Source organism: Halorhabdus salina (assembly GCF_013839425.1).
Classification (GTDB): Archaea; Halobacteriota; Halobacteria; order Halobacteriales; family Haloarculaceae; genus Halorhabdus; species Halorhabdus salina.
The window spans coordinates 44,109-69,426 of record NZ_JACDNP010000007.1 but is presented as its reverse complement, the minus strand read 5'-3'; the positions used below and the strand labels follow the sequence as shown (position 1 = coordinate 69,426).

25 protein-coding genes and 1 tRNA gene are annotated in these 25,318 nt (G+C 62.5%); 14 read left to right on the top strand and 12 right to left on the bottom strand.

Annotated features, from left to right (window positions below):
- The first annotated feature begins 1 nt into the window (after position 1).
- Positions 2–1,429 carry an amidophosphoribosyltransferase gene (gene purF / locus HZR20_RS10360; protein WP_181686520.1) on the top strand — a complete coding sequence of 476 codons (1,428 nt, stop codon included), beginning with the start codon at positions 2–4 and terminating at the stop codon, positions 1,427–1,429.
- 22 nt (positions 1,430–1,451) lie between these two features.
- Here the strand turns inward: purF and HZR20_RS10355 are convergent, their stop codons facing one another.
- The 5 genes from HZR20_RS10355 to HZR20_RS10335 form a co-directional block, all read right to left on the bottom strand.
- Positions 1,452–2,015, bottom strand: coding sequence for a DUF420 domain-containing protein (locus HZR20_RS10355; RefSeq protein WP_181686519.1), 564 nt, complete (start codon positions 2,013–2,015; stop codon positions 1,452–1,454).
- A 70-nt stretch (positions 2,016–2,085) separates the two neighbouring features.
- The gene (locus HZR20_RS10350) at positions 2,086–2,235 is read right to left on the bottom strand and encodes a hypothetical protein (protein WP_181686518.1); all 150 of its coding nucleotides are present in this window, start codon (positions 2,233–2,235) and stop codon (positions 2,086–2,088) included.
- Positions 2,236–2,373: 138 nt separating this feature from the next.
- A complete protein-coding gene (locus HZR20_RS10345; RefSeq protein ID WP_181686517.1) occupies positions 2,374–3,081 on the bottom strand; it encodes an ABC transporter ATP-binding protein in 708 nt (235 codons plus the stop codon).
- Positions 3,078–4,151, bottom strand: coding sequence for an ABC transporter permease (locus tag HZR20_RS10340; RefSeq protein WP_181686516.1), 1,074 nt, complete (start codon positions 4,149–4,151; stop codon positions 3,078–3,080). Before HZR20_RS10340 ends, HZR20_RS10345 begins: the two co-directional genes overlap by 4 nt.
- A 52-nt stretch (positions 4,152–4,203) precedes the next feature.
- Positions 4,204–5,901 carry a hypothetical protein gene (locus HZR20_RS10335; RefSeq protein WP_181686515.1) on the bottom strand — a complete coding sequence of 566 codons (1,698 nt, stop codon included), beginning with the start codon at positions 5,899–5,901 and terminating at the stop codon, positions 4,204–4,206.
- 166 nt (positions 5,902–6,067) lie between these two features.
- Between HZR20_RS10335 and HZR20_RS10330 the strand changes: the two genes are divergently transcribed.
- From HZR20_RS10330 to HZR20_RS10315, 4 genes are all read left to right on the top strand, one after another.
- Positions 6,068–6,364 (top strand): DUF5785 family protein, encoded by a 297-nt coding sequence (locus HZR20_RS10330; protein WP_181686514.1) that lies wholly within the window; start codon positions 6,068–6,070, stop codon positions 6,362–6,364.
- Positions 6,365–6,442: 78 nt separating this feature from the next.
- Positions 6,443–6,994 (top strand): CBS domain-containing protein, encoded by a 552-nt coding sequence (locus tag HZR20_RS10325; RefSeq protein ID WP_181686513.1) that lies wholly within the window; start codon positions 6,443–6,445, stop codon positions 6,992–6,994.
- 62 nt (positions 6,995–7,056) lie between these two features.
- Positions 7,057–7,518, top strand: coding sequence for a GNAT family N-acetyltransferase (locus tag HZR20_RS10320; protein ID WP_181686512.1), 462 nt, complete (start codon positions 7,057–7,059; stop codon positions 7,516–7,518).
- An 11-nt stretch (positions 7,519–7,529) separates the two neighbouring features.
- Positions 7,530–7,603, top strand: a tRNA-Thr gene (locus HZR20_RS10315).
- A 156-nt stretch (positions 7,604–7,759) separates the two neighbouring features.
- Here HZR20_RS10315 and HZR20_RS10310 read toward each other — a convergent pair.
- Positions 7,760–7,960: a DUF7835 family putative zinc beta-ribbon protein gene (locus HZR20_RS10310; RefSeq protein ID WP_181686511.1), complete on the bottom strand. Its 201-nt coding sequence runs from the start codon at positions 7,958–7,960 to the stop codon at positions 7,760–7,762.
- 237 nt (positions 7,961–8,197) lie between these two features.
- Here HZR20_RS10310 and HZR20_RS10305 point away from each other — a divergent pair, with 237 nt between their 5' ends.
- The 4 genes from HZR20_RS10305 (at position 8,198) to HZR20_RS10290 (ending at position 12,153) form a co-directional block, all read left to right on the top strand.
- Positions 8,198–8,737 carry an HIT family protein gene (locus HZR20_RS10305; protein ID WP_181686510.1) on the top strand — a complete coding sequence of 180 codons (540 nt, stop codon included), beginning with the start codon at positions 8,198–8,200 and terminating at the stop codon, positions 8,735–8,737.
- 79 nt (positions 8,738–8,816) lie between these two features.
- Positions 8,817–9,740, top strand: coding sequence for a cation diffusion facilitator family transporter (locus HZR20_RS10300; RefSeq protein ID WP_181686509.1), 924 nt, complete (start codon positions 8,817–8,819; stop codon positions 9,738–9,740).
- Between the two features lie 150 nt (positions 9,741–9,890).
- Positions 9,891–10,658: an SDR family oxidoreductase gene (locus HZR20_RS10295; RefSeq protein ID WP_181686508.1), complete on the top strand. Its 768-nt coding sequence runs from the start codon at positions 9,891–9,893 to the stop codon at positions 10,656–10,658.
- A gap of 85 nt (positions 10,659–10,743) precedes the next feature.
- Complete coding sequence (locus tag HZR20_RS10290; RefSeq protein WP_181686507.1) at positions 10,744–12,153, top strand: phosphoglucomutase/phosphomannomutase family protein; 1,410 nt, start codon at positions 10,744–10,746, stop codon at positions 12,151–12,153.
- Positions 12,154–12,377: 224 nt separating this feature from the next.
- Here HZR20_RS10290 and HZR20_RS10285 read toward each other — a convergent pair whose 3' ends face one another.
- Positions 12,378–13,208, bottom strand: coding sequence for a universal stress protein (locus HZR20_RS10285; RefSeq protein ID WP_181686506.1), 831 nt, complete (start codon positions 13,206–13,208; stop codon positions 12,378–12,380).
- Positions 13,209–13,244: 36 nt separating this feature from the next.
- On the bottom strand, positions 13,245–14,342 hold the full coding sequence (locus tag HZR20_RS10280; protein ID WP_181686505.1) for an NADH:flavin oxidoreductase/NADH oxidase: 1,098 nt from the start codon (positions 14,340–14,342) through the stop codon (positions 13,245–13,247).
- Between the two features lie 203 nt (positions 14,343–14,545).
- Here HZR20_RS10280 and HZR20_RS10275 point away from each other — a divergent pair, with 203 nt between their 5' ends.
- Complete coding sequence (locus HZR20_RS10275) at positions 14,546–15,169, top strand: ribonuclease H (protein WP_181686504.1); 624 nt, start codon at positions 14,546–14,548, stop codon at positions 15,167–15,169.
- A 33-nt stretch (positions 15,170–15,202) separates the two neighbouring features.
- Here HZR20_RS10275 and HZR20_RS10270 read toward each other — a convergent pair whose 3' ends face one another.
- On the bottom strand, positions 15,203–17,458 hold the full coding sequence (locus HZR20_RS10270) for an NADP-dependent malic enzyme (RefSeq protein WP_181686503.1): 2,256 nt from the start codon (positions 17,456–17,458) through the stop codon (positions 15,203–15,205).
- 111 nt (positions 17,459–17,569) lie between these two features.
- On the opposite strand from HZR20_RS10270, the gene HZR20_RS10265 reads away from it, so the two are divergent.
- Entirely contained in the window at positions 17,570–18,379 is an 810-nt protein-coding gene (locus HZR20_RS10265) for a COX15/CtaA family protein (protein ID WP_181686502.1), read from the top strand.
- Here HZR20_RS10265 and HZR20_RS10260 read toward each other — a convergent pair.
- Entirely contained in the window at positions 18,376–19,860 is a 1,485-nt protein-coding gene (locus HZR20_RS10260; RefSeq protein WP_181686501.1) for a replication factor C large subunit, read from the bottom strand. The genes HZR20_RS10265 and HZR20_RS10260 overlap by 4 nt on opposite strands.
- Before the next feature lie 167 nt (positions 19,861–20,027).
- Here HZR20_RS10260 and HZR20_RS10255 point away from each other — a divergent pair, with 167 nt between their 5' ends.
- Together HZR20_RS10255 and HZR20_RS10250 are read left to right on the top strand one after the other, a co-directional pair.
- Positions 20,028–20,999, top strand: coding sequence for an ABC transporter ATP-binding protein (locus tag HZR20_RS10255; RefSeq protein WP_181686500.1), 972 nt, complete (start codon positions 20,028–20,030; stop codon positions 20,997–20,999).
- Positions 20,996–22,228 (top strand): ABC transporter permease, encoded by a 1,233-nt coding sequence (locus tag HZR20_RS10250; RefSeq protein ID WP_181686499.1) that lies wholly within the window; start codon positions 20,996–20,998, stop codon positions 22,226–22,228. The genes HZR20_RS10255 and HZR20_RS10250 overlap by 4 nt, the downstream gene beginning before the upstream one ends.
- A gap of 28 nt (positions 22,229–22,256) precedes the next feature.
- Here HZR20_RS10250 and HZR20_RS10245 read toward each other — a convergent pair whose 3' ends face one another.
- The gene (locus tag HZR20_RS10245) at positions 22,257–22,937 is read right to left on the bottom strand and encodes a metal-dependent hydrolase (protein WP_181686498.1); all 681 of its coding nucleotides are present in this window, start codon (positions 22,935–22,937) and stop codon (positions 22,257–22,259) included.
- A 132-nt stretch (positions 22,938–23,069) separates the two neighbouring features.
- On the opposite strand from HZR20_RS10245, the gene HZR20_RS10240 reads away from it, so the two are divergent.
- Positions 23,070–23,777: a helix-turn-helix domain-containing protein gene (locus tag HZR20_RS10240; protein WP_181686497.1), complete on the top strand. Its 708-nt coding sequence runs from the start codon at positions 23,070–23,072 to the stop codon at positions 23,775–23,777.
- Between the two features lie 119 nt (positions 23,778–23,896).
- On the opposite strand, the gene hmgB is transcribed toward HZR20_RS10240, so the two are convergent.
- Positions 23,897–25,231: a hydroxymethylglutaryl-CoA synthase gene (gene hmgB, locus HZR20_RS10235; protein WP_181686496.1), complete on the bottom strand. Its 1,335-nt coding sequence runs from the start codon at positions 25,229–25,231 to the stop codon at positions 23,897–23,899.
- Between the last annotated feature and the right edge of the window lie 87 nt (positions 25,232–25,318).

The window sequence follows — 25,318 nt, the reverse complement described above, 5'->3', positions numbered from 1 at the left end:
TATGGACGAGAAGTGCGGCGTCGTCGGCGTTTCACTCGCCGACCGTGAGGCCGCTCGTCCCCTTTACTATTCGCTGTACGCCCTTCAGCACCGCGGCCAAGAATCCGCGGGAATCGTCACCCACGACGGCTTTCAGCAACACAGCCACGTGGAAATGGGGCTTGTCGGCGACGCCTTCGACGAAGCGGACCTGGCGGGACTCGCTGGGTCGGTGGGGATCGGCCACGTCCGGTATCCGACAGCCGGGAGCGTCGATAAAGACTGCGCCCAGCCGTTTACCGTCTCCTTCAAGAGTGGATCGCTGGGGCTGAGTCACAACGGCAACCTCGTCAACACCGAGGCCGTCCGGGACGAACTCGCCGAGCTCGGCCACGCGTTCACCTCGGACGGTGATACCGAGGTTATTGCCCACGACCTGGCGCGGAATCTGCTCGAATCAGATCTCGTCCGGGCAGTCAAGCGCACGGTCGAACGGATTCACGGCTCGTATTCACTGACAATCACCCACGACGATACCGTCCTGGGCCTGCGAGACCCACAAGGGAACCGGCCGCTGTGTATCGGGGAACTCGACAGTGGGTACATCCTCGCCTCGGAATCGGTTGCCATCGACACACTGGGCGGCGAAGTAATTCGGGACGTCCGCCCGGGCGAACTCGTGGTCTTGCACCCGGACGGCGAGGGCTACGACACCTACCAGCTCGTCGAGACCGACCGGACGGCGAACTGCTTTTTCGAGTACGTCTACTTCGCCCGGCCAGACTCGATCATCGACGACAAACTCGTCTACGACGTCCGGCGGGAACTCGGCCGGCGACTCTACGAGGAGTCTGGCATCGACAGCGACGTCGTGCTGCCGGTGCCGGACTCGGGACGAGCGTTCGCTTCCGGGTACGCCGCGGCCGCCGAAGATGTCGAGTTCGCTGAGGGGCTGATGAAAAACCGGTACGTCGGGCGGACCTTCATCATGCCCACTCAAGACAAGCGGGAACAGGCTGTCCGGCTGAAACTCAACCCGATCAAGAACACGATCGAGGGCAAAAGCGTCACACTCATCGACGACTCGATCGTCCGCGGGACGACCTCGAACCAGTTGATCGAACTCCTCCGGGACGCCGGAGCCGAGGAGATCCACATGCGGATCGGAGCGCCACCGATCGTCGCGCCCTGTTACATGGGTATCGACATGGCTTCACGCGATGAGTTGATCGCTGCTGATCGCGACGTCGAGGACATCCGCGAGGAGATTGGCGCGGACAGTCTCTCGTACCTCTCGATCGACGCCATCGCCGAGACATTAGGCACTGACCGACGCGATCTCTGTCTGGGCTGTGTCACCGGTGCGTATCCCTACGACATCGACGGAGAGACGACCGACCGGGAAATCGTCCCGTCGGAAGTCGGTGGACCAGGCGTTGCTGACGATTGATCGGGTCTTTTCTGATTTGTGTTCAAGCCGGAAATGCGACGTACAGCAGCAGGTAGACGACGATTCCGAGCGCAAACGAAATTGCCCACAGCGCGGCGGCGATCCGGCCGATCCGTGGATGAGGTGTCGTCGAAAGCTCCGCAGGCTCGTAGGCATACGCTAGCAATAGCACGTAAAAGAGCAGGGGCACGCAGAGAATGGCCAGCGAGACGTGGATCGCGAGAATGAGTAGATACACGGGCTCGATAGCAGCGGGACCACCAAAGTGAGTCGTCCCTTCGAGGGTGAGTCGATACAGATACAACGACAGGAAGGCGACGAAGAGGACGAATGCCGCCCCCATCCGTTGGCGGTGGGCGTGCACATTCTGGCGATGAATCGCCCGCACGCCACCGACAATAGCCACGAGCGCGAGCGCGCTCATCGCCGCATTGAGGTGTGGTATCGCGGTGATCAGTGTCTCGGGAGCCCGGGGGAGGAGTGATGACGGGACAACTCCACCCACGGTCCCAAAGATAATCGCTAACGAGACAACTGACAGCACCGCAGCTAATCCACCGACGTGTCCGCGAACGGACGATCGCATATCGGTGTATGCGGACCGCTTCCAGAAGGCCATTGTGCTCTGGATCGGTCAGTAACGCTGCTCCAGAAAATCAACGCCACGCTTTGCGGTCGACGTGATAATCCGATTGGATCCACGCGTCGAAGTTCGCTCGATCGTAGATGATGTAGTACTGCTCGCCGGTGTGTTCCGCGTCGATTCGGGGACCGTCCGGTTCTGACGCGCCGCCTGATGAGTCCATTCCTGTCTTTGTTTTCGTAGTGACATGTAGTCAGTGACTGTGCGGTACATCTTACCCATCCAAACAGAATAGCAAAAAAGCTGTCGTCTTGTTAACGAACCGTGACGTCGCTGTTCGACCGGTGAGAACGAGCGTCGATCACGGCGATTTCGCGTCGGTCGGGCCAACTAACTCGGTATACATCTCGGTCATCGATCGGTCGTCTGTTGTGAGTTCCTCGCTGGTCTCATCGAAGACCACACGGCCGTGATCGAGGACGGTCACTCGATCAAGGACGGTGGCAAAGTCCGCAATCCGGTGGGTCGAGACGAACACCGCGTTGCCGGCCCCGGCATACGACGCCAGGAAATCGAGAAACTGTGATTCGGAGACGTCGTCAAGGTCAGCCAGCGGCTCGTCGAGCAATAGAAATCGTGGCCGTTTCAGCAGGGCAAGAGCTAGATCGAGTTTCTTTGCGTAGCCACCGGACAGCGCACCTGCGCGGCGGTGACGAACGCGATCGAGGCCCAGCACATCCACGACGTACTCCTGCCACCCGTCAGCCGGCACGTCCATCAGCCGGCCGAATACGTGCAGATTCTCCGCGACCGTGAGGTCAGGATACCAACTAGGCCGCTGAAAGCCGACTCCAACGGTCGCCTCGGGCCGCGATATGACGCCCCCGGTCGGCTGTGTGAGCCCGAGCAAGATTCGGAACAGCGTCGTCTTGCCTGAGCCGTTTGGGCCGACCAGACAGTGAAGCGTACCAGGTTCAACTGCGAGAGAGACACCGTCGAGGGCGACGACCGGGCCGTACTCGCGCCGGAGGTTCTTGACAGTCAGCGTCTGCGGAGCGTTTGCTATCATGAAATCCACCGCCTATAGGCGATAATCGACAGTTCCAGTCCCGCGCCGGCCAGGACAGTCACGATGACCAGGCCGACCAGCCAGTCGGTAAACAGCGACAGCGGCAGGTCCTTGAGCATCGCGCTCCGGACGACGATCATCCCGTAGTGGACCGGGACGAGCCGCGCAATGGCTCGCCGGAGCGGGGAGAAAAAGCCGACAGGATAGATGAGCCCACCGAGTGCGAACAGCCCAAACAGGACGAGGACGTTCAGAAACCGCCCCGTTGTGCTGAACCGCGAGAGGAACATGATCGTCATCGCCACGATCGACATGAGGAGAAAGGACACAAACAAGGCTGCAATCGCTCCTGGTGTGAGGACAGCGAGGCTATACTCGAACTGGCGGGCGACCACCCAAAAGATCCCGACGGGAATCGACATGAGTGCCGTAAAGAAGAGGAGTTTGCTCACGGCCAGGGCTTCGAGCGACGATTCCGTGCGGATCCGATCGAGTGCGGTCCGTTCGGCTGCCAGGTTGTACGGCACGTAAGTGAACGCGAACAGCGTGATCACACCGAACAACAACAGTGGCATGAGAAACTCAGGAAGTGTGTGTGTCGGTTCAAGGACGGTCCGCGTGACCCGAACGTCGACGGGAAGGGCCGCGGACAGACGGGCGTTCGCGATGCTCGTGATCGCTTTCGAGGTCTCTCTGAACGGGACCAGACTCCCGTCGACGTGCAGGACAAACTCCAATCGACCGTCTGATTGGGCAGCGACGCCCGATGGAATCTCGATGACGGCATAGACCGACTCCCGACGGAGGTCCTCGAGTGCGTGTTCGGTCGACTCGTATCTGACGGGATCGGAGAAGAACGTCACCGCACCCTCGACCACCGAGAGGTCCGCATCCGAAACGTTCTCCCCGGCACCGACGACAGCGACGGGCATATCGGTCGGCACGACCGTCTGGAACGCCACACTCGCGCCGGCGAACACCGCCGGCACGACGACGAGCAAGACGATCAACGCCGCAAGATTGCGCTTACTCCAGACGAGTTCCTTCCTGAGGAGTGGACGAAGACGCATAGGCAAGCAATGAGTGCGTCGAGGGAGCCACCGATGAAGCTATCGGAGTCGATCAGCCCATCAGGCTGCCACTCTGAGAGAGTCGCTGCATGAGGTCGACGAGATCGCTGGCAGGATACTGGAACGACATCGTCACGCGACGCTGATCTTGAGAGACCTCCAGTTCGTCGATCAGATCCGACACTGCACTGCTCTGGGAGCCGACTGTCGCCAAGGACAGTAAGCCATCGACGGACTCTTTGACAGTCTCGGCGCTACGCTGGTCGGTGGCCGTGACCTGCATTTCCATCCCGACGTCACTCCCGCTCGTGTAGTAGACGCCCGACATCGTTTCGACGTTCTGGACGATCTGGGCCCCGTTGGGCATCTGATTGGCCTGCTGGGCCGCTTGATCCGGCATCGTACTGGAGACCTTGACGTACCCGTCACGCAAGTTCTCGAAGGACTGGCGGAGTTCGCCGCTGAAGGCCTCGGCGTCGCCGTTCTCGACGTCGATCACGTCTTTGACCGTCTGTTCGTACCCGATCACGAACGTCCCGTCACCCATCGCGGCGATCCAGCTGTCGGGACCGAAGCCCTGAGATTGGACGTAAACGGTCGTGCCAGCGTAGCTGCGTTCTTCGAGTGCGCCCGAGCCGGCGGTATCTTCGATCGTCTCGATGAGGTCAGCCTCGGACCAATCGGACTTGACGATAGCGCCGGCGTACTCCGCTGAACTGCCGCCAGTCCCGGGATAGCGGGCAAACACAGTCGCCGAATCGAAGGCATCGATATCGAGCGGTGACTGACTTCTGACCTGCTCTAACATGTCACTGTAAGAGGTCGGGCCAGCATAGAACTGGTTCTGGGCACTCATCTCTAGTGCCCCGTCGACCATCGTCTCCGTCGTCTGATCGTCAACGATGCCCGAATCCATGTACATCACCATGTCGACGTCCTCGGGAACGGTGTCGAGGGCTGCCCCGTCACTCCCAGCGCCGTCGCTGAGGAACGGGACGTCGCCACCAGTCGCGACGAACACGCCGGCCGCAGCCGCGCCACCGACGATGACGAGGATGGCGAGAATCGTCAGCGGAGTCCATTGAAAGCCACTCGGCAGCCAGGACCCGCCGCCACCCTGGGGTGGTCCCCCGGGTTGGCCACCCCGCCCAGGCGGTGGCCCTCGTTGCCCCTGCTGGGGCTGGCCTCGCCGTTGGCCCTGGGGCTGATTCTGGCGCGGTTGGCCTCCCTGCTGTGGCTGGCCTCCCTGCTGTGGTTGTCGCCCGCCCTGTGGCTGGCCACCTTGTTGTGGTTGTCCACTCTGGGGTTGTCGTCCGCCTTGCGGCTGGCCGCCCTGGCGTGGTTGTCCACCCTGCTGTGGGTTCCCGCCCTGTGGCTGGTTCCGTGGATCCCGCCCTTGTCCAGGCTGGCTCTGAGACGGCTGGTTCTGTGGGTTGCGACCACCCTGTGGCTGGCCTCCCTGGCCCTGGGGCCGACCCTGGTGTGGCTGTCTCTGCCCGTGAGACTCCTGGGGCGGTTGGCCCTGGCGAGGCTGGCCTTGGGGCTGGTCACGCGGCGGTTGGCCCTGGGGCTGACCCTGGCCCGGTTGCTCTCCAGGCCGACCCTGCCCGTGCCCATTCGGATCGGGTTGTTCGCGGGGCTGTCCACCGTGTTGACCGTGCTCGTCCGGGGAATTCGACGGGTCGCCACCCGCAGACCCGTCGCCCCCGCGATCGGTTCTGTCGCCGTCGTTTCCGTTGTCCTCAGGCATTGTATCACCTCGAACCGGCCCGGCAATGCCGGGAAAACGGCTCGAGCAACTGTATAAACGGTGGCACAACTCACATTTAATACTTGGTGTGATCTGCAAATTGACCGCAACCAGTCGGGGCTGCTGGCTGGGATACCTTTTTGCCGGCGAGCGCCACAGGTACGGTATGGACTGGCCCCACGACCCAGACGGCGAGGAAGGGAGCGAGGGTCGCCGCAAGTACGGACAGGCGATCCTGGCGAAGAAACTCGACGCCGACGATTTTCCGGTCGCAGCGACAGCGTTCCGTGACGAGTACGGAGACCACCCGATTCGTATCGACGAGGAGACCGTCGTCAGCGTGTCGGACATCTTCGAACACGTTGAGGCGGACAGCTTCGAGACGTTCCCCGAATTTCACACCGCTGTCGGCGATGCGATGCGCGAGGCGGGCTACTGGCCGCTCGAACGTGAATCGGCGTGACAATCGTGAACATAACACGTCCGCGTGCATAAACGTGGTGGGAGTATCTTTTAGAGCGAACGTAGCCAATGGAGATGTATGAGCGTCGAGAGCACGATCAGGGAGGTGATGACGCGGGACTACGTCGGCGTCAGCGAATCCGACGATGTCCTCGACGCGGGCCAACTCCTTCGGGATGAAGGAGTCGATGGGGCAGTCGTGTTACGGGGGAACGAACCTGTCGGGATGCTCGAAGTCGACGGCGTACTCGATCACGTCCTCGAAGACGGTGACGTCGAGACAGTCGGTGACGCGATGGTTTCTGAGGTCGAACGTGTTGGGGCGGAACAGCCTATCTCGACAGCGGCGGATCGACTCGTCTCCAGCGACGAGTCGGTGCTTGTCGTCACGGACGAACGCGACGACGTCATCGGCGTTGTAACCGAGGCGGATCTCGTCAGAGCCGTCGCACTGGGTCGCGATCCGGACGACCAACGGACCGAGAACATTGAACCGGCACGGACCGGCCAAAATCCCGACACTGACGAGCGATATTCAAACCAAGGGATCTGTGAGCGGTGTGGCGCACTGACCAGCGATCTCGCCTCGTTCAACGGGCAGTTGCTTTGTAGCGACTGCCGGGATATCTGAGGAGCGCAATCCCCTTACTGGCGAGGCCCCAACCCCGGGTCGTGTACGTCGAATCGCCCACAATGGACGCCGCTGACGAGCTCGCGGACATGTGGGTCTCCCTCGCAGCCGATCAGCGGGCGTACGGCTCGCATCTAGAAGCCGAGACCAACCGCGGACAGATCCGCTCGGCGATCAACCGCCACACCATCAGTGGTCGTCTCAGGGTCGTCCGCGAGAGCGATCGATTGCTCGGGTTCGTTATGTTCACGGTCGATTCGAGCTCGCTTCGTCGGACAGTGTCCCGTGGGCTGATCGAGAACCTCTACGTCGTCCCTGATCGTCGACGCGAAGGGATCGGCACGACATTGCTCGACGCCGCAGAAACGGCATTAGGCGACGAGGGAGTCGACGTGATCGCACTCGACGTGCTCGCACCCAATGACGGTGCCCGAGCGTTCTATCGCGACCGTGGGTACAACCCCCACCGGATGAGCGTCGAAAAGTCGATCGAAAGCGATACCCACTCAAAGGGGGACGAATAATCACCGCTTGTGCCAGGGGAGCTTGGGCGGTGCAAGCACTCGACTTGTAATCGAGAATTCGTGGGTTCAAATCCCACCCCTGGCTTCGAACGATACGTGTCGAGCCAGAACACCGAACACCCCGATTTTGCGGTGTTCCTTTGTCAGTGAAATGTAATTCGATATGATAGGATCGGAGTGAGTGGGGTGACAGGAGCGATTCAGTGCCAGCGAGTCGCGTCTCGGTTTTTCTAGGATGGCCTCAGGCGTCGTTCATGCGACGTCTCGTTTCTCGACCACAGGCCCGACACTCTCTCACGCGATACGGTTCGCGTGAGAACGCGGCGTTCGTCTGGTCGTCGCTCTCGGTCACGAGCGCGAGTGACACCGCGTGTGGTTGGTCGGTCCCACAGGCCGGGCAATGCTCCATCATCGTATCCGTCGCCTGGTCTGTGCTGGCCATCCTATTTCTCAGGTTGGCATGACGGAGCATAAGAAAGGCAGTCCGTTCGGACCGTTCACCGCAGGACGGGAGTCCAATTGCGTCGAGAAACCGAGAAATGCCACAGAGACAGTTCATCACCGGCATGCGGCTTGTGAAGTGGCCCGTTTTGGGCCAAACGGCCGAAAGAAATACATAGTGGAAGGGGGACCTCCGACAGAGCGGAACCGATTAACTTCCCAAGCAACGTGTGCACATATGGATCAGGTGTTCGCGCCGTGGCGCATCGAGTGGGTCGAACGGGACGAGAAGAACCCGGACATCGACGACTGTGTTTTCTGTGAACTCCCCGAACGGGACACAGACCGCGAGGCGTACCTCCTCGCCGAGAACGAACACGCCTACGTCCTTCTCAATAACTACCCCTACAATCCTGGCCACGCAATGGTCATCCCGCGAACCCATACGGGGGCGTACGGCGACCTGCGTGACGCGGAGTTGCTCGATCACGCACACCTCAAACAGCGGACAATTGCCGCGATGGAAACGGGTCTGGACCCGGATGGCTTCAATGTCGGCTTGAATCTCGGCGGGAGTGCGGCCGGTGGGTCAATTGGCGATCACCTCCACACGCACGTGGTCCCGCGTTGGGCGGGCGACAGTAACTTCATGGCGGTCATCTCGGAAACGAAAGTAATCGTCGAGGCCATCGCCGAGACGTACAATCGGCTCCACGAGGCATTCGCTGCTCAAGACGGGGCCACCGCCGTCAGTGACGACACAGCCGTACAATTTTAAGAAGGCCCGAATACTGAGGAAAGCCTGCAGTCAAGCCAAACAGGAAGGTCCATTACTGGCGGTCCGCAACGAGAAACCGATGAGTCGCCGCCACACGCTTCGTCGGGTGGGTCTGTTGCTGTTCGTCGCGAACCTGGCACTGTTTATCGCCAAGGGAGCCGTTGCCCTCCAGACGGGCAGTCTGGCGCTCGAATCTGAGGCCGTCAACAGCTTAGCAGACACCGTCTACTCGATGGTGATTTTGGCAGGACTATATCTGACGACGCGCCCCCCGGACTTCGAGCACCCTCACGGCCACGAACGGATCGAACCGTTTGTCTCGTTGTTCGTCGCAGTTGGCATTTTCATTGCGGCAGCTGTAGTCTTTTATCAATCCGGCACGGCGTTGCTCGGTGGACCGATCGACCCGGTACAGAGTCCGTTGGCAATCGCCGTCCTTCTGGTCTCAGTGCTGGCGAAGCTGGGGCTCTACCGCTATTGCCTGGCAGTCGGCCGGGAGTGGCAATCCCCCGCGCTCGTCGCAACCGCACTGGACAACCGCAATGATGTCTGGACGGCTGGGGCCGCACTCGCCGGCGTCGTCGGGGCGGGACTGGGTGCCCCAGTTTTGGACCCGCTCGCGGCGATGATCGTCGCAATCGGCATCGTCCACACGGGCGTCGAAGTCGTCCGAGATAATATCAATTACCTCGTTGGGGCGGCCCCGCCGGAGGAATTGCGGGGCGAGATCGTTCAGCGAGCGCTCGAACATTCGGACGTCGAGGGTGCTCACGACGTGATTGCTCACTACGTCGGCCCCGAGATAGACGTTAGCCTCCACATCGAAGTCGAGGGCGATCGCACGCTTCGAGAGGCCCACGATATCGAAACGGCCGTCGTCAAGACAGTCGAAGATCTCGATCAGGTTGACGAGGCATTCGTCCACGTCGATCCCCGGGAACTCGGCGAGTGGAAAGCCGACCAAGAAGTCGACCGGCTTGCCGACAATGATGGGACAGCATAAACGGTGGATATTCAGCCTGGGAGCGGTGAATTAGATAAACGTTCGTTATATTTTCACTATGGCGACAAAAGCTGCCGGTACCGTGGCTCTTGGTGCCACAATACCCCAAAAGTATTTGTTACCCTCGAACTTCGATCATATCGACGTATCATGTCTTTGCTCGAAAACGACGTTGCTGTTGTAACTGGTGGCTCGAGTGGTATCGGCCGAAACATTTGCGAGACGTTCGCTTCGGAGGGAGCGTCAATCGTCAACGCAGATATCCAGGAAGCGCCCCGCCAGGGCGGGAATCCGACCCACGAAATGGTTGCCGAGGAATACGGCGTCGAAGCGACGTACGTCGAGTGTGACGTCTCGGAAAAAGCGGATCTGGAAGCTGTCGCCGACGCAGCCACGGAACTCGGAGGGATTGACGTGTGGGTCAACAACGCCGGGATCTTCCGTGGCGAGGAGTTCACCGAGGTCACTGAAGACGAATACGATCAGTTGATGGATATCAACGTCAAGGGCACCTTCTTTGGCGCCCAGGTCGCCATCGAGCAGATGGTCGAGACCGGCGGCGGCAGCCTGATCAACCTCTCCAGTGTGGCCGGACTGGAAGGATCAGGCGATTTCGTCACGTACTGTGCCTCGAAGGGTGCTGTACGACTCATGACCTACTCACTCGCTGATAAATACGGTCCGGAGGGAGTCCGCGTCAACGCCATCCACCCGGGCGTGATCGAGACCGAGATGGTGACTGACGACGTGCCGATCATCGGCGGTGAGGGCGAAGAGGCGTTCCGACAGCAGGTGCCACTCCGGCGCTTTGGGCAACCGGACGACATTGGGAATGCCGCACTCTTCCTCGCCAGTGACATGAGCGACTACGTCAACGGCGAGTCCCTCGTCGTCGACGGCGGCCAGACCAACACCTGATCGGCTGAGGAAATCCGATCGAATCGATCGAACGCGGGCGCGACGGATCGGCGCGTTTTTTAGCGTTCAATCGGCAGGGACACACATGGATACGCCGATCGAGTTCGGAACCGATGGGTGGCGAGACACCCTCGATACGTTCACGACGCCCCGGATCAAGATGGTGGCACAGGCCGTCGCCGACTACCTCCGCGAGGAGGCAGACCGCGCAGGCGACACCGTGGCAGTCGGATACGATGCTCGCGAATCCTCACCGGGATTCGCCGAGGATGTTGCCGAGGTTCTCGCGGCGAACGGGTTCGACGTCCTCGTCGCCGAGCGGGACTGCCCGACACCGGTCACCGCCTGGACGATCGTCGACCGCGATCTGGCCGGCGCGATGGTCATTACGGCCTCGCACAACCCGCCAGAATACAACGGCGTAAAGTACATCCCCGAGAACGGCTCGCCCGCGCTGCCCGAGGTGACCGAGGGACTCGAAGCACGACTGCGCGAGCCCGACCCATTACCTGGGGCCGAACACGGCGACATCAAGGAGGTAGACTTCACCGAGACCTATTACGAGCACGCCCTAGACTTGCTGGAGCCGGATCTATCCGATCTTACGGTTGTCTACGATGCTATGCACGGCAGCGGCCGGGGCGTCACCGACGAGTTGCTCGAACGCGGGGGGGCGACCGTCCACCGCCGCCGCTGTGAGCGCGACCCGGACTTTGGCGGGACCCCGCCGGAACCCTCGGCGGAGAACCTCGAAGAACTGGTCGCGGCCGTCCGTGAGCACGACGCCGACCTGGGCGTGGCCAACGACGGCGACGCCGACCGGATCGCCGTCGTCACGCCAGCGCGTGGCTTCCTCGACGAAAACCTGTTCTTTGCCGGCTTGTACGACTACATGCTCGAAGACGACGACGGCCCAGCGGTCCGGACCGTTTCGACCACGTTCCTCATCGACCGCATCGCCGAGGCCCACGGCCAGACCGTCGCGGAGGTCCCAGTTGGATTCAAGTGGATCGCCCAGGCGATGGAAGAGCGCGATGCCTTGATGGGCGGCGAGGAAAGCGGCGGGTTCTCGATCCGTGGCCACGTCCGCGAGAAAGACGGCGTCCTCATGGCGTTGCTCGCGTCGGTGGCGACCGCCGACCGATCGCTCGATGAGCGGATCGATACGCTCCTCGCGGAATACGGTGAGATCCACCAGGATCGCCGAAATCTGGACTGTCCGGATTCGGAGAAAGACCGAGTCGTCGGCGAGATTGAGCAGGCGTTGCCCGAGACAGTCGCCGGTGTCACCGTCGAGACAGTCAACGACGCCGACGGGTTCAAGATCCTTCTGGAAGACGGCTCCTGGTTGCTCGCTCGTCCCAGCGGCACGGAACCGAAACTCCGGATTTACGCTGAGGCCGACAGCGCCGACCGGGTCGACGCGCTACTTGATGCGGGCGTCGACATTGTCGAACCGATCATCCGAAATTCAGGAGCAAACCCACAGCTTTAGCTGTGGGATGAATCCGTCACTACCCATGGTCTTGGAGCAGGCCGACTCTCCAGCGTTGAACAAATACTAGTGCTACAGATGCCATATGGAAGTGCGGCGGATCGTCCCCGTTTCGCTCGACGTGGACAGCGGGACGCTGAACGTGAACGGAGGCTATTCTCCTGCCTCGTCAGAGGCCAGAACGGGAGTCCACGCTGAATCCCACGACTTCAGTCGTGGGTAGCTCAATCACGCCACTTGTCCGGGGGACGAACAGTCATCACTGGAACCGTCGCTGTTCGGACCAGTGTCTCTGTGGTACTTCCGAAGAGATATCGATCCAATCCGGTCCGACCGTGGGTGCCAAGCACGACTAGATCAATGTGCTGGTCCGCGACGTACGACCGAATCGTCTCGGGGATCGACCGGCCGGTTACGACGGCTGTCGAGATGTCCGAGACGCCAACCGATCGGGCCGTCTCCGTCGCTTCTCTGACGGCTGTTCGTGCGCGATCTTCCATGTGCTCGCGGCTAGTGGTCGAACGAACGTTGGCGTCAGATCGCGTCCGTTCGACGACCGACAGCGCGGCAATCGGGACGTTCGCGACGCGAGCCAGTGTCGCCCCCACCTCGACCGCTGCTTGGGCTGCCCGGCTCCCGTCGGTCGGGACGAGAACCCGACGATACGGATAGCGCAGTTCCGCATCCGGCGTCGCTGTGAGCACTGGGATGTCTGCGAGGCGCATGATCCGGGCCGTGACGCTACCGAGCAGTAGGCGTTCGAGTCCTGATCGCCCGTGGGTCGGTATGACGATCGCATCGACGTTCGCCTCTTCTGCGTACGCGAGGATTTCCTGGTAGACCTCCCCCTCTCGTCGAACTGATTCAGGTTCGAGTCCTCGCTCGCGAACGCGATCACCGGCGAGTGCCAACAGTTCCTCAGGATCGGATCCCGATTCGTCGACCGTCAACAGATGGACGCTTGCGTCGTGATCGTTCGCCACGTCGAGGGCGTGTTCGAGGACTGCCATCGCGCCCGCGCTGCCGTCTGTCGGAAACAGGATCCGGTCGACCATGCCGGCGATGATGACCCCCGGTGGCAAAAGGCTACCTCAGAACGCTCGCTCGTACTGCGGTGGCACGCGAACGCGATCGAGGGCATCGAGTTCCACGGCAGCCCGCAGCGTGAAATACGGATCCCGGAGGTGTTCACGGCCGACAATCGCGACGTCAGCCCGCCCGTTTGCGACGAGTTGATCGGCCTGCTGGGCCGTCGTAATCGCCCCGACAGCACCGACGCGCAGCGACTCGGGCGTTTCCTCGTTGATGCGTTCGGCGAACCCGACCTGATAGCCAGGGCCGGCCTCGTCGGGGTGGGACGCCGGTGAGATCCCGCCGGAACTCACGTCGATCAGATCAACGCCGAGATCGGCGAGGTCACCTGCCAGTTCGACGGATTGCTCGAGGGTCCAGGCGTCTCGATCCGACAGCCAGTCCGTCGCCGAGATTCGCACGAACACGGGTTTTTCTTCCGGCCAAACGTCACGGACGGCCGTGACAACTTCCCGGAGCAGTCGTGTCCGTCCCTCGAAGTCACCGCCGTACTCGTCGTCACGGTTGTTGGTAACCGGCGAGAGGAATTCGTGGAGCAGGTAGCCGTGGGCGGCGTGCACCTCGGCGATCTCGAAGCCGGCTTCCAGGGCGTTCTCGGCACCCGTCCGGAACGCATCGATGACGTCTTCGATTGTCGCCTGATCCATGCGCTGGTGTGGCGGGGCTTGCTCGTCGTACGGCCAGGACTGACCGCTCGGGCCGATCGTCTCCCAGCCACCTGCTTCGGGCTGGACTGGCTCGCTGCCGTCCCACGGGCGGCTCTTGGAGGCCTTCCGGCCGGCGTGGGCGAGCTGGATCGCCGGCACTGACCCCTGCTCGGCGATGAAGTCGGTGATCGGTTGCCAGGCTGCAACCTGTTCGGCCGACCAGATTCCCGTGTCTTCGGGTGAGATCCGTCCGCGAGGTTCGACGCCCGTTCCTTCTGACATAACGATGCCGGCACCGCCGACGGCCCGGCTCCCGAGGTGGACCCGGTGCCAGTCCGTCGGGATCCCGTCGCGGTCCTCACACGAATACTGGCACATCGGCGAGACCATCACGCGGTTTGGGGTCCTCACGTCCCGCAATTCGAGCGGTGAAAAGAGATCTTCTGCCATCCCGACTTCCTTCGGTCGGCGGACTCAAGAACGTCTCGACTCGGCCATTGAGAGGGGCTCTGTATTGATCTGGCCTGGGGGCGTTTGCTGAGATGGGAACTCTCGTCCCTAGCCAGAATGTCACACCCGTTGGGCAGCACCCATGTTTGGTAATTGTTGACATCCGAGGAAGATTTACAAGGGCTCGGCCGCGAACGGTAGACATGGCCGCATATGGCCGGCCGACGCTCCGTGACCTGTTCGACGATTCTCCGACGCCACACATCGCCCACCCGCCACGGACCCATCACCGGGATTTCTATCTCGCAACCGATGGGTCGTTTCGCGAATCCGAAGGTGGGCTCGGCGTCGTCATCGAAACGCGGGATGGCGAGCGTGTCGCTCGCCTGTCGGTGCCAGACGTGGTGCCGGACAACAACGTCGCGGAGTATCGAGCCCTCCATCTGGGACTGGACGTGCTCGCAGCCAGGGCACCGGATCGAGCCCAGGTCGGCGTCCTCATCGATCACGACGACCTCGCGGGCAACGTCAACGCCGCCATGCTCGCCTTCGAGGACCCCGTCGCCGAGTCCCCACACACGCTGTCGATCCCGCCGGCGTCGCGCCACCACTGGCGAGGCATCCGAGCGCGGATCCGGGAGTTCGACTCCCTGCGCGCGGCCCGCATCGCCTCGGACGTAAACCCGGCTCACCCACTAGCCAACGCGCCAGACGAGTACGCCCACGTCAACAACGAGCGGGACCGATGTCTGCGTCCGGAACCGCCAACGGCCAGTGAGCAGCGTGTGCCGCCACCTTCGCGGTCTGACCGACCAGCCGACGACTGATCCCGGGCACGCACTCGGCCGTCAGTCCTGCAGCTATTCTTCCGCCTGCGCGTCGACGACGGCGACGCCGGCCAGGTTCACGATATCCTCGACGTCGTCGCCGCGCTGGACGACGTGGACGGGTCGATCCATGCCCGCGAGCATCGGGCCGATGGCACCCGCTCCGCCGAGTGTCTGGAGGAGTTTGTAGGCGATGTTGCCCGCATCCAGATTCGGGAAGATCAACACGTTGGCCGGATCGTCCAGTTCGGCAAACTCGTAGCTCCCGGTGAGCATCTCCCTGACGACGGCCGTATCTGCCTGCATCTCGCCGTCGACAGGGAACTGCACTTCCGGGTCAGCCCGGAGGCGACGGGCCGCCTCTCGTGGGGCATGCGTGTGTTCGTCGTCGACGCTCCCGAAGTCACTGTAGGAGAGCAACGCGGCCCGGGGTTCGACGTTGAACTGTCGAGCAAGGTCGGCGGTGTGGCCGGTTATCTCCGTCAGCACCTCGGCGTCGGGATCAGGATTAACCGTCGTGTCGGCGAGGAATAGCACCTGATTGCGGAACGTAAGCATGTACACGCCCGCGGCGTACGCAGCGTCGGGTGCCGTTCCAACGACTTCAAGCGGTGGTCGGAGGGCCGAGGGATAGTGGTTCGTCGCGCCGGTCAGCATGGCGTCGGCGTCACCCGTCTCGACCATGACGCTGGCGAGGTAATCGCCATTGGCGAGCAAATCGCGGGCCTCCTGGCGCGTCACGCCCTTTCGCTTGCGGAGCTCGTACAGCCGATCGACGTAGCGCTCGACGTCTTCGTCGGCGATGTCGACGACCTCGGGTGTGAACGAGAGCCCGAGTCGGTCGGCGCTCGATCGGATCCACTCTCGGTCCCCGACCAACACCGGGTCGGCGATCGAACGATCCGCGAGTTGGTAGGCTGCCCGGATCATCGCGTCGTCGTTGCCCTCCGCGAGGACGACGCGCTTGGGATCGCTCTTGGCTTTGTTGAGCACGACTCGCATCATTTCGCGGGACTTTCCGAGTCGGGCCTCCAGCCCCTCGACGTAGGTGTCGAGATCCGGCTGTTGCCGGGCTGCGCCGGACTCGATCGCTGCACGCGCGACGGCAGGGGCGACCTCGAAGAGCACGCGCGGGTCGAGTGGCTTTGGAATGACGTACTCAGGGCCGAACTGGATCGCCTCGCCGCCGTAAGCTTTCACGACGGCGTCCGGGACGTCTTCGCGGGCGAGGGCAGCCAGCGCCTGGGCGGCCGCGACTTTCATCTCCTCGTTGATCGTCTTCGCCCGTGCATCAAGCGCGCCCCGGAAGATGAACGGGAATCCGAGGACGTTGTTGACCTGATTGGGGTAGTCCGATCGGCCAGTCGCAACGATGGTGGTCCCCTCGCCGGCTTCTTTGGCCGCCGGATAGTCGATCTCCGGGTCTGGGTTGGCCATCGGGAAGACGATCGGGTCTTCGGCCATCGAGGCCACCATCTCCGGATCGACGATGCCGCCGATCGAGAGGCCGACGAAGACGTCTGCCCCGGCCATCGCGTCGGCCAGATCGCCGGCCGGCTGATCGCTCGCGAATTCGGCCTTGTACTCGTTGACGTCGCCGGCCGTTGCCCTTGATTCCGTGACGATCCCACCGGAGTCGACCATCGTGATCCCCGACGTGGGAACGCCCAGCGACTCGAAAAAGCGGGCTGTGGCGATTGCGCTCGCTCCGGCACCCGAGAACACAACCTCGAGGTCCTCGATGGCTTTCCCGACGACATCAGCGGCGTTCAGCAGTGCCGCCCCGCTGATGATCGCAGTCCCGTGCTGGTCGTCGTGGAAGACGGGGATCGACAGCGAGTCCTTGAGGTGTTCCTCGACCCGGAAACACGCGGGGGCAGCAATGTCTTCGAGGTTGACGCCCCCGAAGGTTGGTTCCAGTGCCTCGACGACGCCGATCATCTTCTCGGCGGATTCGACGTCGACTTCCAGATCGAAGACGTCGATGTCGGCGAATCGCTTGAACAACACACCCTTCCCTTCCATGACTGGTTTCGAGGCAAGTGGTCCGATGTCACCCAGCCCGAGCGTGGCGCTGCCATCGGAGACGACAGCGACAAGGTTTCCCTTCGAGGTGTACTCGAAGGCATCGGTCGGATCGGCATCGATTTCCCGGCAAGGGCCGGCGACACCTGGCGAGTACGCCAGGCTGAGATCTCGCTGCGTGTTGGTCGGTTTCGTCGTGGCAATCTCTAGCTTCCCGGGCGGATCGCGGCGGTGATATTCGAGTGCGTCCTCTTCGAGGCCCATAGAGAGTGCCTGTCAGCCAGTACCAAAAAGGATTGCCTGCCGGCCAGACAGGAGACTGACCGATCGGCCGGAATGCGGGAGGCTAAGTGGGAGCCGACCACAATTAAGCGCATGGACCGGCGGTTTCGCTCTCTCGTTGCCGTCACGACGGCGTTCGTCTTCGCGACGATCCTGCTTGGCGTGGCGACAAAATCGTATGGTGCAGGGTTGGCCTGTCAGGCCCGATGGCCCGTCTGTGATGGCGGCATCCTGAACCTCTTTCCCGAGTCGTTCCCGAGTTTCTTCGAGTGGATTCACCGCGCTGTCGCCGGTGTCGGCGGGTTGTTCATCGTCGGGACGGCACTCGAGGCCTGGCGGCGAGACGTGGCACCGAAGATCCGGAATGCGCTGCTCGTCGGGGCGTTGTTAACGCCGCTGCAGGTCGTCCTCGGCCAGCAGACGGTCGTCAACTTCACGTTCCCGATCCTGACGGCGCACTTCTGGACGGCCGTTACGATCTTCGGGGCCTTTGCCTTCGCGTTGGTCGCGTCCTGGGCGGATGCGATCCGGACGCCCCATCTGAAAGGGGCTGCCGTCCTCGCGCTCGTGCTCTTTCCCGTCCAGGTCCTGTTGACGCCGCCGTTCATCAGTAGTTACACGCCAGTCCTCCAGACGCTGCAGTACGCAGTCCTGCTCGTGTTGGTGCTATCGGTGATCACCCTCGTGGTCGTCGGTCGACGCACGTTCCCGGACGCCTACCAGTCCGCACCCGTGGTGGCTATCGTCGCGCTGGTGCCGACGGTCTACCTGGGCCGGCACCTGCTTGCCGGGTCAACGATTCACCACCTCGTCTATCTGCTCGCTGGATTCGTCGTCTTCGCCGCGCTTGTAGGCAGTGCGATCGGTACCTGGCAACGGCACCCGTCACCGGGCGGCGACTAGACGAAATCGCCAAGTCCAGTCTGCTGATCGTCCTCTGCTTCGGGATCTTCTCCCTGGCTGGGATCACTCGCTTCGTCACGCTCGACGCTCGTCGATGTATCACTGCCGTCTGTGGCTGTCGCTCCGGTGTCTAGGTTCTCCGACTCGTCGCGTGAATCGCCCTGATCTGGACCGGGTTCGAATGCCCCTTCGGACCCCTCGACAGCGGCTTCCGCTCGCAATTGTTGGGCGTCTTCGACGATCGACTGCACCTTGTTCGTGTCCTCGCCACTGCCAGTGACGAAGGCGACATGCTCGGCAGAGAGATCGTAGGCTGCGGTCATCGCGACCGTCGCCTCGCGGTTCTTGCAGTGATGCGTGATGACTTCCAGATGTGGCAGGATCTTTCGGCGTGCCGTACTCATGCTCACGCCACTTTCCTGGGCGATCGCTCGCGCCACGTCGTCCCGGGTCCCCCGTGCCCCCTTCGTCCGGCCGAGTTTCGACCAGTAGCTCGGTGGGCCATAGCGCGTCCACCCGCTTTTGGTCCCGTCGCGGGCAGCCGCCACACCGGCCGTCATGTTGTCGGCGGCATACCGCCAGAAGGAGTAATTCTGCGTGGCTCGCACCCGACCGAGCCAGCGATCCGCCGTCGAGAGCGACCGATAGGCGGCCGCGAGTTCTTCACCCTCGTAGTCTTTGGGCATGTTGTCCTCGATCCAGGAAATCAGGTCGTCGGGCGTCTCGTCGACGTCGTAGGACCCCTCTAGGGCCTCCTGGGCATCGGATTCCTTGAGGACGGCATCCAGATAGTCGAAGATGCCCGTCGTCCGGTCACGGTCTCCGGTGACGACGTCCTCGGCAGTTATTGTCTCGCGGCCGTCCGCCGCTGCCTGCAGGTCCTTGATCGCCCCCCGGAGATCACCGTCGTTGGCGTCGGCGATTTTCTGGAGGGCGTCGTCCTCGAATCCCACGTCCTCTTGCCGACAGACGTCTCGCAGCACAGGGACAATCGAGCGTGCAGAAACGTCTCGGAATTCGATGTCTCGGCAGGCGTTTCGGAGCCCGTTCGACATCTCGTAGAACTCGTTTGCGATCAGTATCATCGGCTGGCTGGCGTCGTTGACCACCCCGGTGATCGCCCGTGCCCCACCGCGATCGGCGTTGCCATGGAGATTGTCCGCCTCGTCGAGGATGAGGACGCGGCGACCAGCGCCGCCTTCGCTCAGCGTCCCACTTTTGGCCGCCTCGCCAGCGACCCGCTCGATGACGCTCTTGGTCCGGGCGTCGCTGGCGTTCAATTCGATGGTCGGCCAGTCCATGTCGGCAGCGAGGGCGTGTGCCGCGGAGGTCTTTCCGACGCCCGGTGAGCCATGGAGGATGACGGCCTCACGGTGGTCGGGCCAGGTCTTGGCCCACTCACGGAGCGCGTCACGGGCCTTGTCGTTGCCCCGCACCTCCGCGAGCGTCGACGGGCGGTGTTTCTCCGTCCAGTCGGTCATTATCGAAACCTGGGGCGAGCAGTGGTTAGGTGTTGCGGAGCGACAGCGAAGCGGGGGTAGGTGGGACGGTGCGTCGCTCTCTGTACTTCCCACGTCTGGATTTAAGTTCCGGCCCGCTGAATCATCGCTCGATTGACGATGTCAGGATTGTATGGGGGAAACGTCCCATGACACCACCGCAGACCGAACGGTCGGGATCGGTGATCGAAGTCGCCGACCTGCAAAAGACCTACGGGGAGACGACAGCCGTCGACGGCGTCAGTTTCGAGGTCTTCGAGGAGGAAATCTTCGCCCTGGTCGGTCCGAACGGCGCGGGCAAGACGACGACGGTCGAGATGCTCGAGTGTCTTCGGACGCCAAGCGGTGGATCGGCCGCGGTTCTGGGCCGCGACGTCGGGACCGACGCCCGCGCGATCAAAGCCGACATCGGCGTCGTCCCACAGTCGTTTCACACCTTCGAGCGGCTGACCGTCCGGGAGAACGTCGAACTCATCGGTCAACTGTACGACGACAGCCTCGCTGTCGAGACCGTCCTCGACGAACTCGATCTGGCGGAGTGGGCCGATCGCCGATTCGAGACCCTCTCCGGTGGCCTGCAGCGCCGGACGGGGATCGCGATGGCGCTGGTCGGCGACCCGGCCGTGTTGTTCCTCGATGAACCCACAACTGGGCTCGATCCCGACGCGCGCCGGGCGACCTGGGACCGGATCGAAGCACTGGCCGATCGCGGGACAACGGTCGTCCTGACGACTCACTACATGGAGGAAGTCGAACAACTCGCCGACCGCGCTGCCCTGTTGCTCGAAGGCACGATCGAGGCTGTCGACACTGTGTCGAATCTGATCGAACGGTACGGCGGTGCGATCAAAGTGGTCGTCAGGGCCGACGGTCGCCGAGACGAACCGACTGCTGACGACGCAATCGGAGAAATCCTCGCAGCGGACGCAATCGACACGTATGGGACCGATGAGGGCGACCTGGTTGGACTCTTTGAGGACCGCGAGCGAGCCCAGGAGACCTTTAGCCGTCTGCATCGAGAGGGTGGCGACCGGGCGATCGATCTGGTGAGTGCCGGAATGGAGGACGTGTTCTTGCGACTGGCGGGTTCGACGCCGGAGCCGGGTGGTGATTTGTCGTGACGCGAATCGTCGCTCTCTTGATCGCGCTCCTGAAAGACTGGTCGCGTTCCCGGGAGACTGTCTTCTTCGTCGTGTTGTTTCCCATCATCCTGCTGGTGATTTTCAGCAGCGTCTTCGCGGCCAGCACGCCCACGTTCGGGATCGCCGTGCAGAATCAGGATCTCGGTCCCGATGGCGAACCCACGGAACTGTCTGCACAATTCGTCGAGAGTATCGAGGGTGTCGACCCGCTGTCAGTCACGCACGTCAACGCGTCCCGAAACGTCACTGACAGCGACGACGCTCGTCGCGTCCTGGTGATTCCCGATGGCTTTGGCGAGCACGTCCGTGATCAGGCCGGGCGCGCCCGAATGGTGATCGTTAGAGACACCGTCACAATGGTCCAGGGTCAGTTGAACGACAGCCAGCGACAGTCGATCCAAAGCGGCCTCGCGGCGGCCGGAGAACGGACGAATGCGACCAACGCGACCGGCGTGACGGTGCAGTTCTACGCGCCGCCTGACGACGAATCAGCGCCCGTCGTCCGTGGAATTCTCGCACAGGTCGTCGCCGAATTCAACCAGGAGGCGATCGGTGTCGAGGAGCCGCCGGTCACGATGACCACGGGCACGACCGGCTCGGCTGGTCTGGGTGCCGTCGAGTACTACTTGCCGGCGTTCATCGCCACGCTGGTGTTGATCAACGGCGTGATGACTGTCCCGAGCATGATCGCGGGTTTCACCGACGATGGCACGCTCAAGCGACTCGTCGCGACGCCGTTGCGAAAGCGCGACTGGATCCTCGCAAACGTCATCCAGCAGTCGCTGCTCGCGCTCGTCTTGACGGGGGTGATGCTGGTCGTCGCGGCGGTGTTGTTCGGCGTCACGGTCGTACCAGGGCCGCTTTCGATCGCGCTCTTGCTGATCGGGGCCGTCGGCTTCTCGGCACTCGGGATGGCTCTGGGGAGTCTGCTGCCGGACCCTGACGCAGCGACCAGCCTGGGCGGGATCGTCGCGTTCCCGATGATGTTCCTCTCGGGCGTCTTCTGGGAGATGGATATCATGCCCGAGACGCTGCAAACGATCGGCCGATTGCTTCCGCTCTATCAGTTCCATCGCGGGTTGCGCCGGCTCATGATCGTGGGGACGACCGATGGCGTTTGGCCGGCATTTCTCTCCCTCGGCGTCCTGGCAGTGGTCTTTCTCGCCGTCGCGATACGGCTGACTCGGTGGCGTGATTTCGCCGAGTAACTGTGCCCGCGTTCGTCGGCCGCGTCTTTCAGGATTCGCCGACGATGCGTTGCTCGATCAACCGGCCACCGACGACGACGGCGCTCGTCACGACCAGCAGGAGTTGCTGGCCCGACCGGACGATGGGGAAGGTCCGTTCGACGTTCGCCGGTTCCTCTCCTTCCCAGGGATCGACGCCCGAACTGTAGAACTGGTCGTCCGTCGAGCCGACGGCGACCTCGCCGCCACTGCTTCCTCCACCACTGCTGGCACCGTCGGCCGTCGACTGTGAGAGGTCGACGAACGTTTGGACGATGCCGTCGTGGGTCGACAGCAGGACCTCGCCGTCGAGCTGATAGAACTGATCGTGGACCGGGTAGAAGACGTTGACGCCGTTGGTGAACATGTCCAGGCCGATCCCCGCGATCGCAAGCGAGAGGATGCTCACCCAGGCGACGCGAACGCCCGCGTCGTCCCATCGGGCCCGTATCCACGAGTCTTCCCGGTATCGGGTGTCGTACCAGCAGACGGCGCCGACCGCGAGCGGCAACAGCAGCGTGTGCAGGACGGCACGGTGCCCACTCTCGATCACGAGGCTCGCGAACGCGTCGAGATCGGGAATCGCCGCCGCCACGAACACGACGGCCAGCGCCCGGAGATCGAACGCTGCCCCGAGCAATCCCGCCGCGAGCAAGCCCGCAAGTGCGAGATGGACCACCGTCGAGGGCATAGTGGTCGGTACTGAGTGACGAATGAACAAATCCCTTCCGCCGGTATTCGGCGGCCGTCTCACGAGAGTGTTCGACGATAGTCGAGTGACGATTCGACAGGAGTTATGTCTGCGGCCCACCGACGGGAACTCATGAGTCAGGGAGAGCGAACACAGCTGGCCGAACGCATCGCCGGCGAGATCGCCTATAGCGAGCGCTCAGGGGAGACGATCCGCAAGTGGCGGACTGACTTCGAGGTCACCCAGACCGAACTCGCTGATCGGCTGGATGTCTCGCCATCGGTCGTGTCCGATTACGAGAGCGGTCGGCGGGACAATCCAGGAATCGCCGTCGTCAGGCGAACGGTTGAGGCGCTGCTCGACATCGACGAAGCGCGCGGTGGGAGACATATCCGCCAGCATGCGCGGGTCATTTCTGCGGGCTACGACAGGGATAGCGTACTCGACCTCCGGGAGTTTTCGGCCGCGGTCCCCATCGAGCGCTATTTCGACGCGATCGACGCAACTGAACTAGCGGCCGGGACCCAGGAAACCGTCGTCGGGCACACGGTCATCGATTCCATCGCAGCGATCAGGCGACTTTCAAGCGAGGAATTCTATCGTCTGTACGGTCAGAGTTCGAACCGGGCCCTCGTATTCACGAACGTCTCCCGAGGGGAGTCACCGCTCGTGGCGATGCGTGTGGTCAATCCGACGCCGAATGCGGTCGTCCTCCACGGGATCGAGGGGGAAGATGTCTGGGAGCATGCGGTCGATCTGGCACGCGTCGATGGCTTCGCGCTTTCGACCACGACAATCGACCTTTCGGCTGTCCTCGACGCTGGTGACGATCAGTTTTGAGAGAAAGACGGCGAGGGGATGCGGCCGCGATTATGATGGGCCAGGGCGACCACATCCCGGTCCCGCCGTCCGGGTGTTGGGCCCGAACCGGCGGCGTATCGACGCGGACGTTGACGACGTTACTCGACGTACGTGTACTTGCGCTCGCCCATGCGACCCCAACCGTCGAAGACGAACTCTTCTTCGGGCGTGGTGAAGGCGTCGATATCGGTGCTTTCGTCGTAGTTGTGGACGTCGTGGATCTGTTCGTACTCGGTGAAACTCAGGTCGTAGCGCTCACGCAGCTGCTCATCGACGTTGAGCTGGGCGATCTCTTCCTCCCACCCAGGCTGGACGGTTTCGATGTGGACTTCGGCCTGTGCGCCACTGCCATATGAACAGACCAGCAGCTGCTTTTCGTCCAGGGCACGGCCGTTCTCACGGGCCTCCCGGAGTGCGGACGCCCGGGCGAGGTGGACCGATCCGGTGTACCAGTTGCCGACGTACCGGGAGATACCGAGCGTTGGCTCGACCGTCAGATCGTACCACTCCTGGTACAGATCGGTCTCGGTCAGACCGTCGGTGTACTCCGAGAGGGCATCTCGGAACGCGTCGTCGTCCTCGAAGTCCTCAGGTCGAGGCTGTGGCCCGATTTCTTCAGCCAGCGCGTCTTCGACGTCCGTCCCGCGGGAAATGTGTCGATACCCGAGCGCAGCACCTTTCCGGACCATCCCCGGGAACGGAATATGGAACGGCACGACAGCGAAGTCATCGGGGTGGAGATCCCGTTGTTCTTCGAGATCGCGGAGTGCCTCTCGCATCCGGGCGAGATAGACCTGCATCGAACGTTTGCCGTCGACGCTTGGGAACTGCTGGTTGGGCTTGAGAAAGTCCGTCTCGTCGGCACTCCCAAAGCCCTGGAGGGGTTCGACGATTGTGAGATCGGGATCCTCGTCGATCAGCATGGCGACCGCACCGGCGCCCTGCGTGGCCTCACCGGAATCTCCACGTTCGTACAGCGCCGTGTCCGTTGCGATGACGAGTGCCGCCCGGCCCCGGTTCTTCCCGGACGTGACCCAGTTGACGGCGTCGTCGATCGCCTGGGTCCCAGCCAGACAGGCGAACTTCCGCTCGCCCTTGTTCGCGTGATGGAAGTCGTCCTCGAAGACATCTTCCAGACAGCCGGCGATGTACGTCGACACCGGCTTTGAGTGATCGAACGCGCTCTCGGTGGCGACGTCGATTCGGCCGATGTCGTCGGGTTCGAGGCCCTTTCGGTCCATCAGCCGCTTGGCCGCGTTTGCCCCCATCGTGACGATGTCCTCGTAGGCGTCGGGGAACGAACTGGCATGCAATCCGAGCCCTTTCGTGTATTTGGCAGGATCTTCGTCCTTTGCGGGCGCGAACGTCTCCGCGAGATCGAGTTTGAGATTCCCGGTACGGATCTCGACGGCGTCGATGCCGGCGGTTGTCATGGTTCGTCCTCATTGACGGCGAAGTGTCTTATGTTTCTGTCGATCAGGACTTCGTCGATTGTCGAAAGTAGCGTGTTGATCAAATGG

What these genes read in the sequence shown, in the direction of transcription:
- purF (WP_181686520.1), top strand. Translation starts at nt 2, where the DNA reads ATGGACGAGAAGTGCGGCGTCGTCGGCGTTTCACTCGCCGACCGTGAG.
- HZR20_RS10355 (WP_181686519.1), bottom strand. Translation starts at nt 2,015, where the DNA reads ATGCGATCGTCCGTTCGCGGACACGTCGGTGGATTAGCTGCGGTGCTG.
- HZR20_RS10350 (WP_181686518.1), bottom strand. Translation starts at nt 2,235, where the DNA reads ATGGACTCATCAGGCGGCGCGTCAGAACCGGACGGTCCCCGAATCGAC.
- HZR20_RS10345 (WP_181686517.1), bottom strand. Translation starts at nt 3,081, where the DNA reads ATGATAGCAAACGCTCCGCAGACGCTGACTGTCAAGAACCTCCGGCGC.
- HZR20_RS10340 (WP_181686516.1), bottom strand. Translation starts at nt 4,151, where the DNA reads ATGCGTCTTCGTCCACTCCTCAGGAAGGAACTCGTCTGGAGTAAGCGC.
- HZR20_RS10335 (WP_181686515.1), bottom strand. Translation starts at nt 5,901, where the DNA reads ATGCCTGAGGACAACGGAAACGACGGCGACAGAACCGATCGCGGGGGC.
- HZR20_RS10330 (WP_181686514.1), top strand. Translation starts at nt 6,068, where the DNA reads ATGGACTGGCCCCACGACCCAGACGGCGAGGAAGGGAGCGAGGGTCGC.
- HZR20_RS10325 (WP_181686513.1), top strand. Translation starts at nt 6,443, where the DNA reads ATGAGCGTCGAGAGCACGATCAGGGAGGTGATGACGCGGGACTACGTC.
- HZR20_RS10320 (WP_181686512.1), top strand. Translation starts at nt 7,057, where the DNA reads ATGGACGCCGCTGACGAGCTCGCGGACATGTGGGTCTCCCTCGCAGCC.
- HZR20_RS10310 (WP_181686511.1), bottom strand. Translation starts at nt 7,960, where the DNA reads ATGGCCAGCACAGACCAGGCGACGGATACGATGATGGAGCATTGCCCG.
- HZR20_RS10305 (WP_181686510.1), top strand. Translation starts at nt 8,198, where the DNA reads ATGGATCAGGTGTTCGCGCCGTGGCGCATCGAGTGGGTCGAACGGGAC.
- HZR20_RS10300 (WP_181686509.1), top strand. Translation starts at nt 8,817, where the DNA reads ATGAGTCGCCGCCACACGCTTCGTCGGGTGGGTCTGTTGCTGTTCGTC.
- HZR20_RS10295 (WP_181686508.1), top strand. Translation starts at nt 9,891, where the DNA reads ATGTCTTTGCTCGAAAACGACGTTGCTGTTGTAACTGGTGGCTCGAGT.
- HZR20_RS10290 (WP_181686507.1), top strand. Translation starts at nt 10,744, where the DNA reads ATGGATACGCCGATCGAGTTCGGAACCGATGGGTGGCGAGACACCCTC.
- HZR20_RS10285 (WP_181686506.1), bottom strand. Translation starts at nt 13,208, where the DNA reads ATGGTCGACCGGATCCTGTTTCCGACAGACGGCAGCGCGGGCGCGATG.
- HZR20_RS10280 (WP_181686505.1), bottom strand. Translation starts at nt 14,342, where the DNA reads ATGGCAGAAGATCTCTTTTCACCGCTCGAATTGCGGGACGTGAGGACC.
- HZR20_RS10275 (WP_181686504.1), top strand. Translation starts at nt 14,546, where the DNA reads ATGGCCGCATATGGCCGGCCGACGCTCCGTGACCTGTTCGACGATTCT.
- HZR20_RS10270 (WP_181686503.1), bottom strand. Translation starts at nt 17,458, where the DNA reads ATGGGCCTCGAAGAGGACGCACTCGAATATCACCGCCGCGATCCGCCC.
- HZR20_RS10265 (WP_181686502.1), top strand. Translation starts at nt 17,570, where the DNA reads ATGGACCGGCGGTTTCGCTCTCTCGTTGCCGTCACGACGGCGTTCGTC.
- HZR20_RS10260 (WP_181686501.1), bottom strand. Translation starts at nt 19,860, where the DNA reads ATGACCGACTGGACGGAGAAACACCGCCCGTCGACGCTCGCGGAGGTG.
- HZR20_RS10255 (WP_181686500.1), top strand. Translation starts at nt 20,028, where the DNA reads ATGACACCACCGCAGACCGAACGGTCGGGATCGGTGATCGAAGTCGCC.
- HZR20_RS10245 (WP_181686498.1), bottom strand. Translation starts at nt 22,937, where the DNA reads ATGCCCTCGACGGTGGTCCATCTCGCACTTGCGGGCTTGCTCGCGGCG.
- HZR20_RS10240 (WP_181686497.1), top strand. Translation starts at nt 23,070, where the DNA reads ATGAGTCAGGGAGAGCGAACACAGCTGGCCGAACGCATCGCCGGCGAG.
- hmgB (WP_181686496.1), bottom strand. Translation starts at nt 25,231, where the DNA reads ATGACAACCGCCGGCATCGACGCCGTCGAGATCCGTACCGGGAATCTC.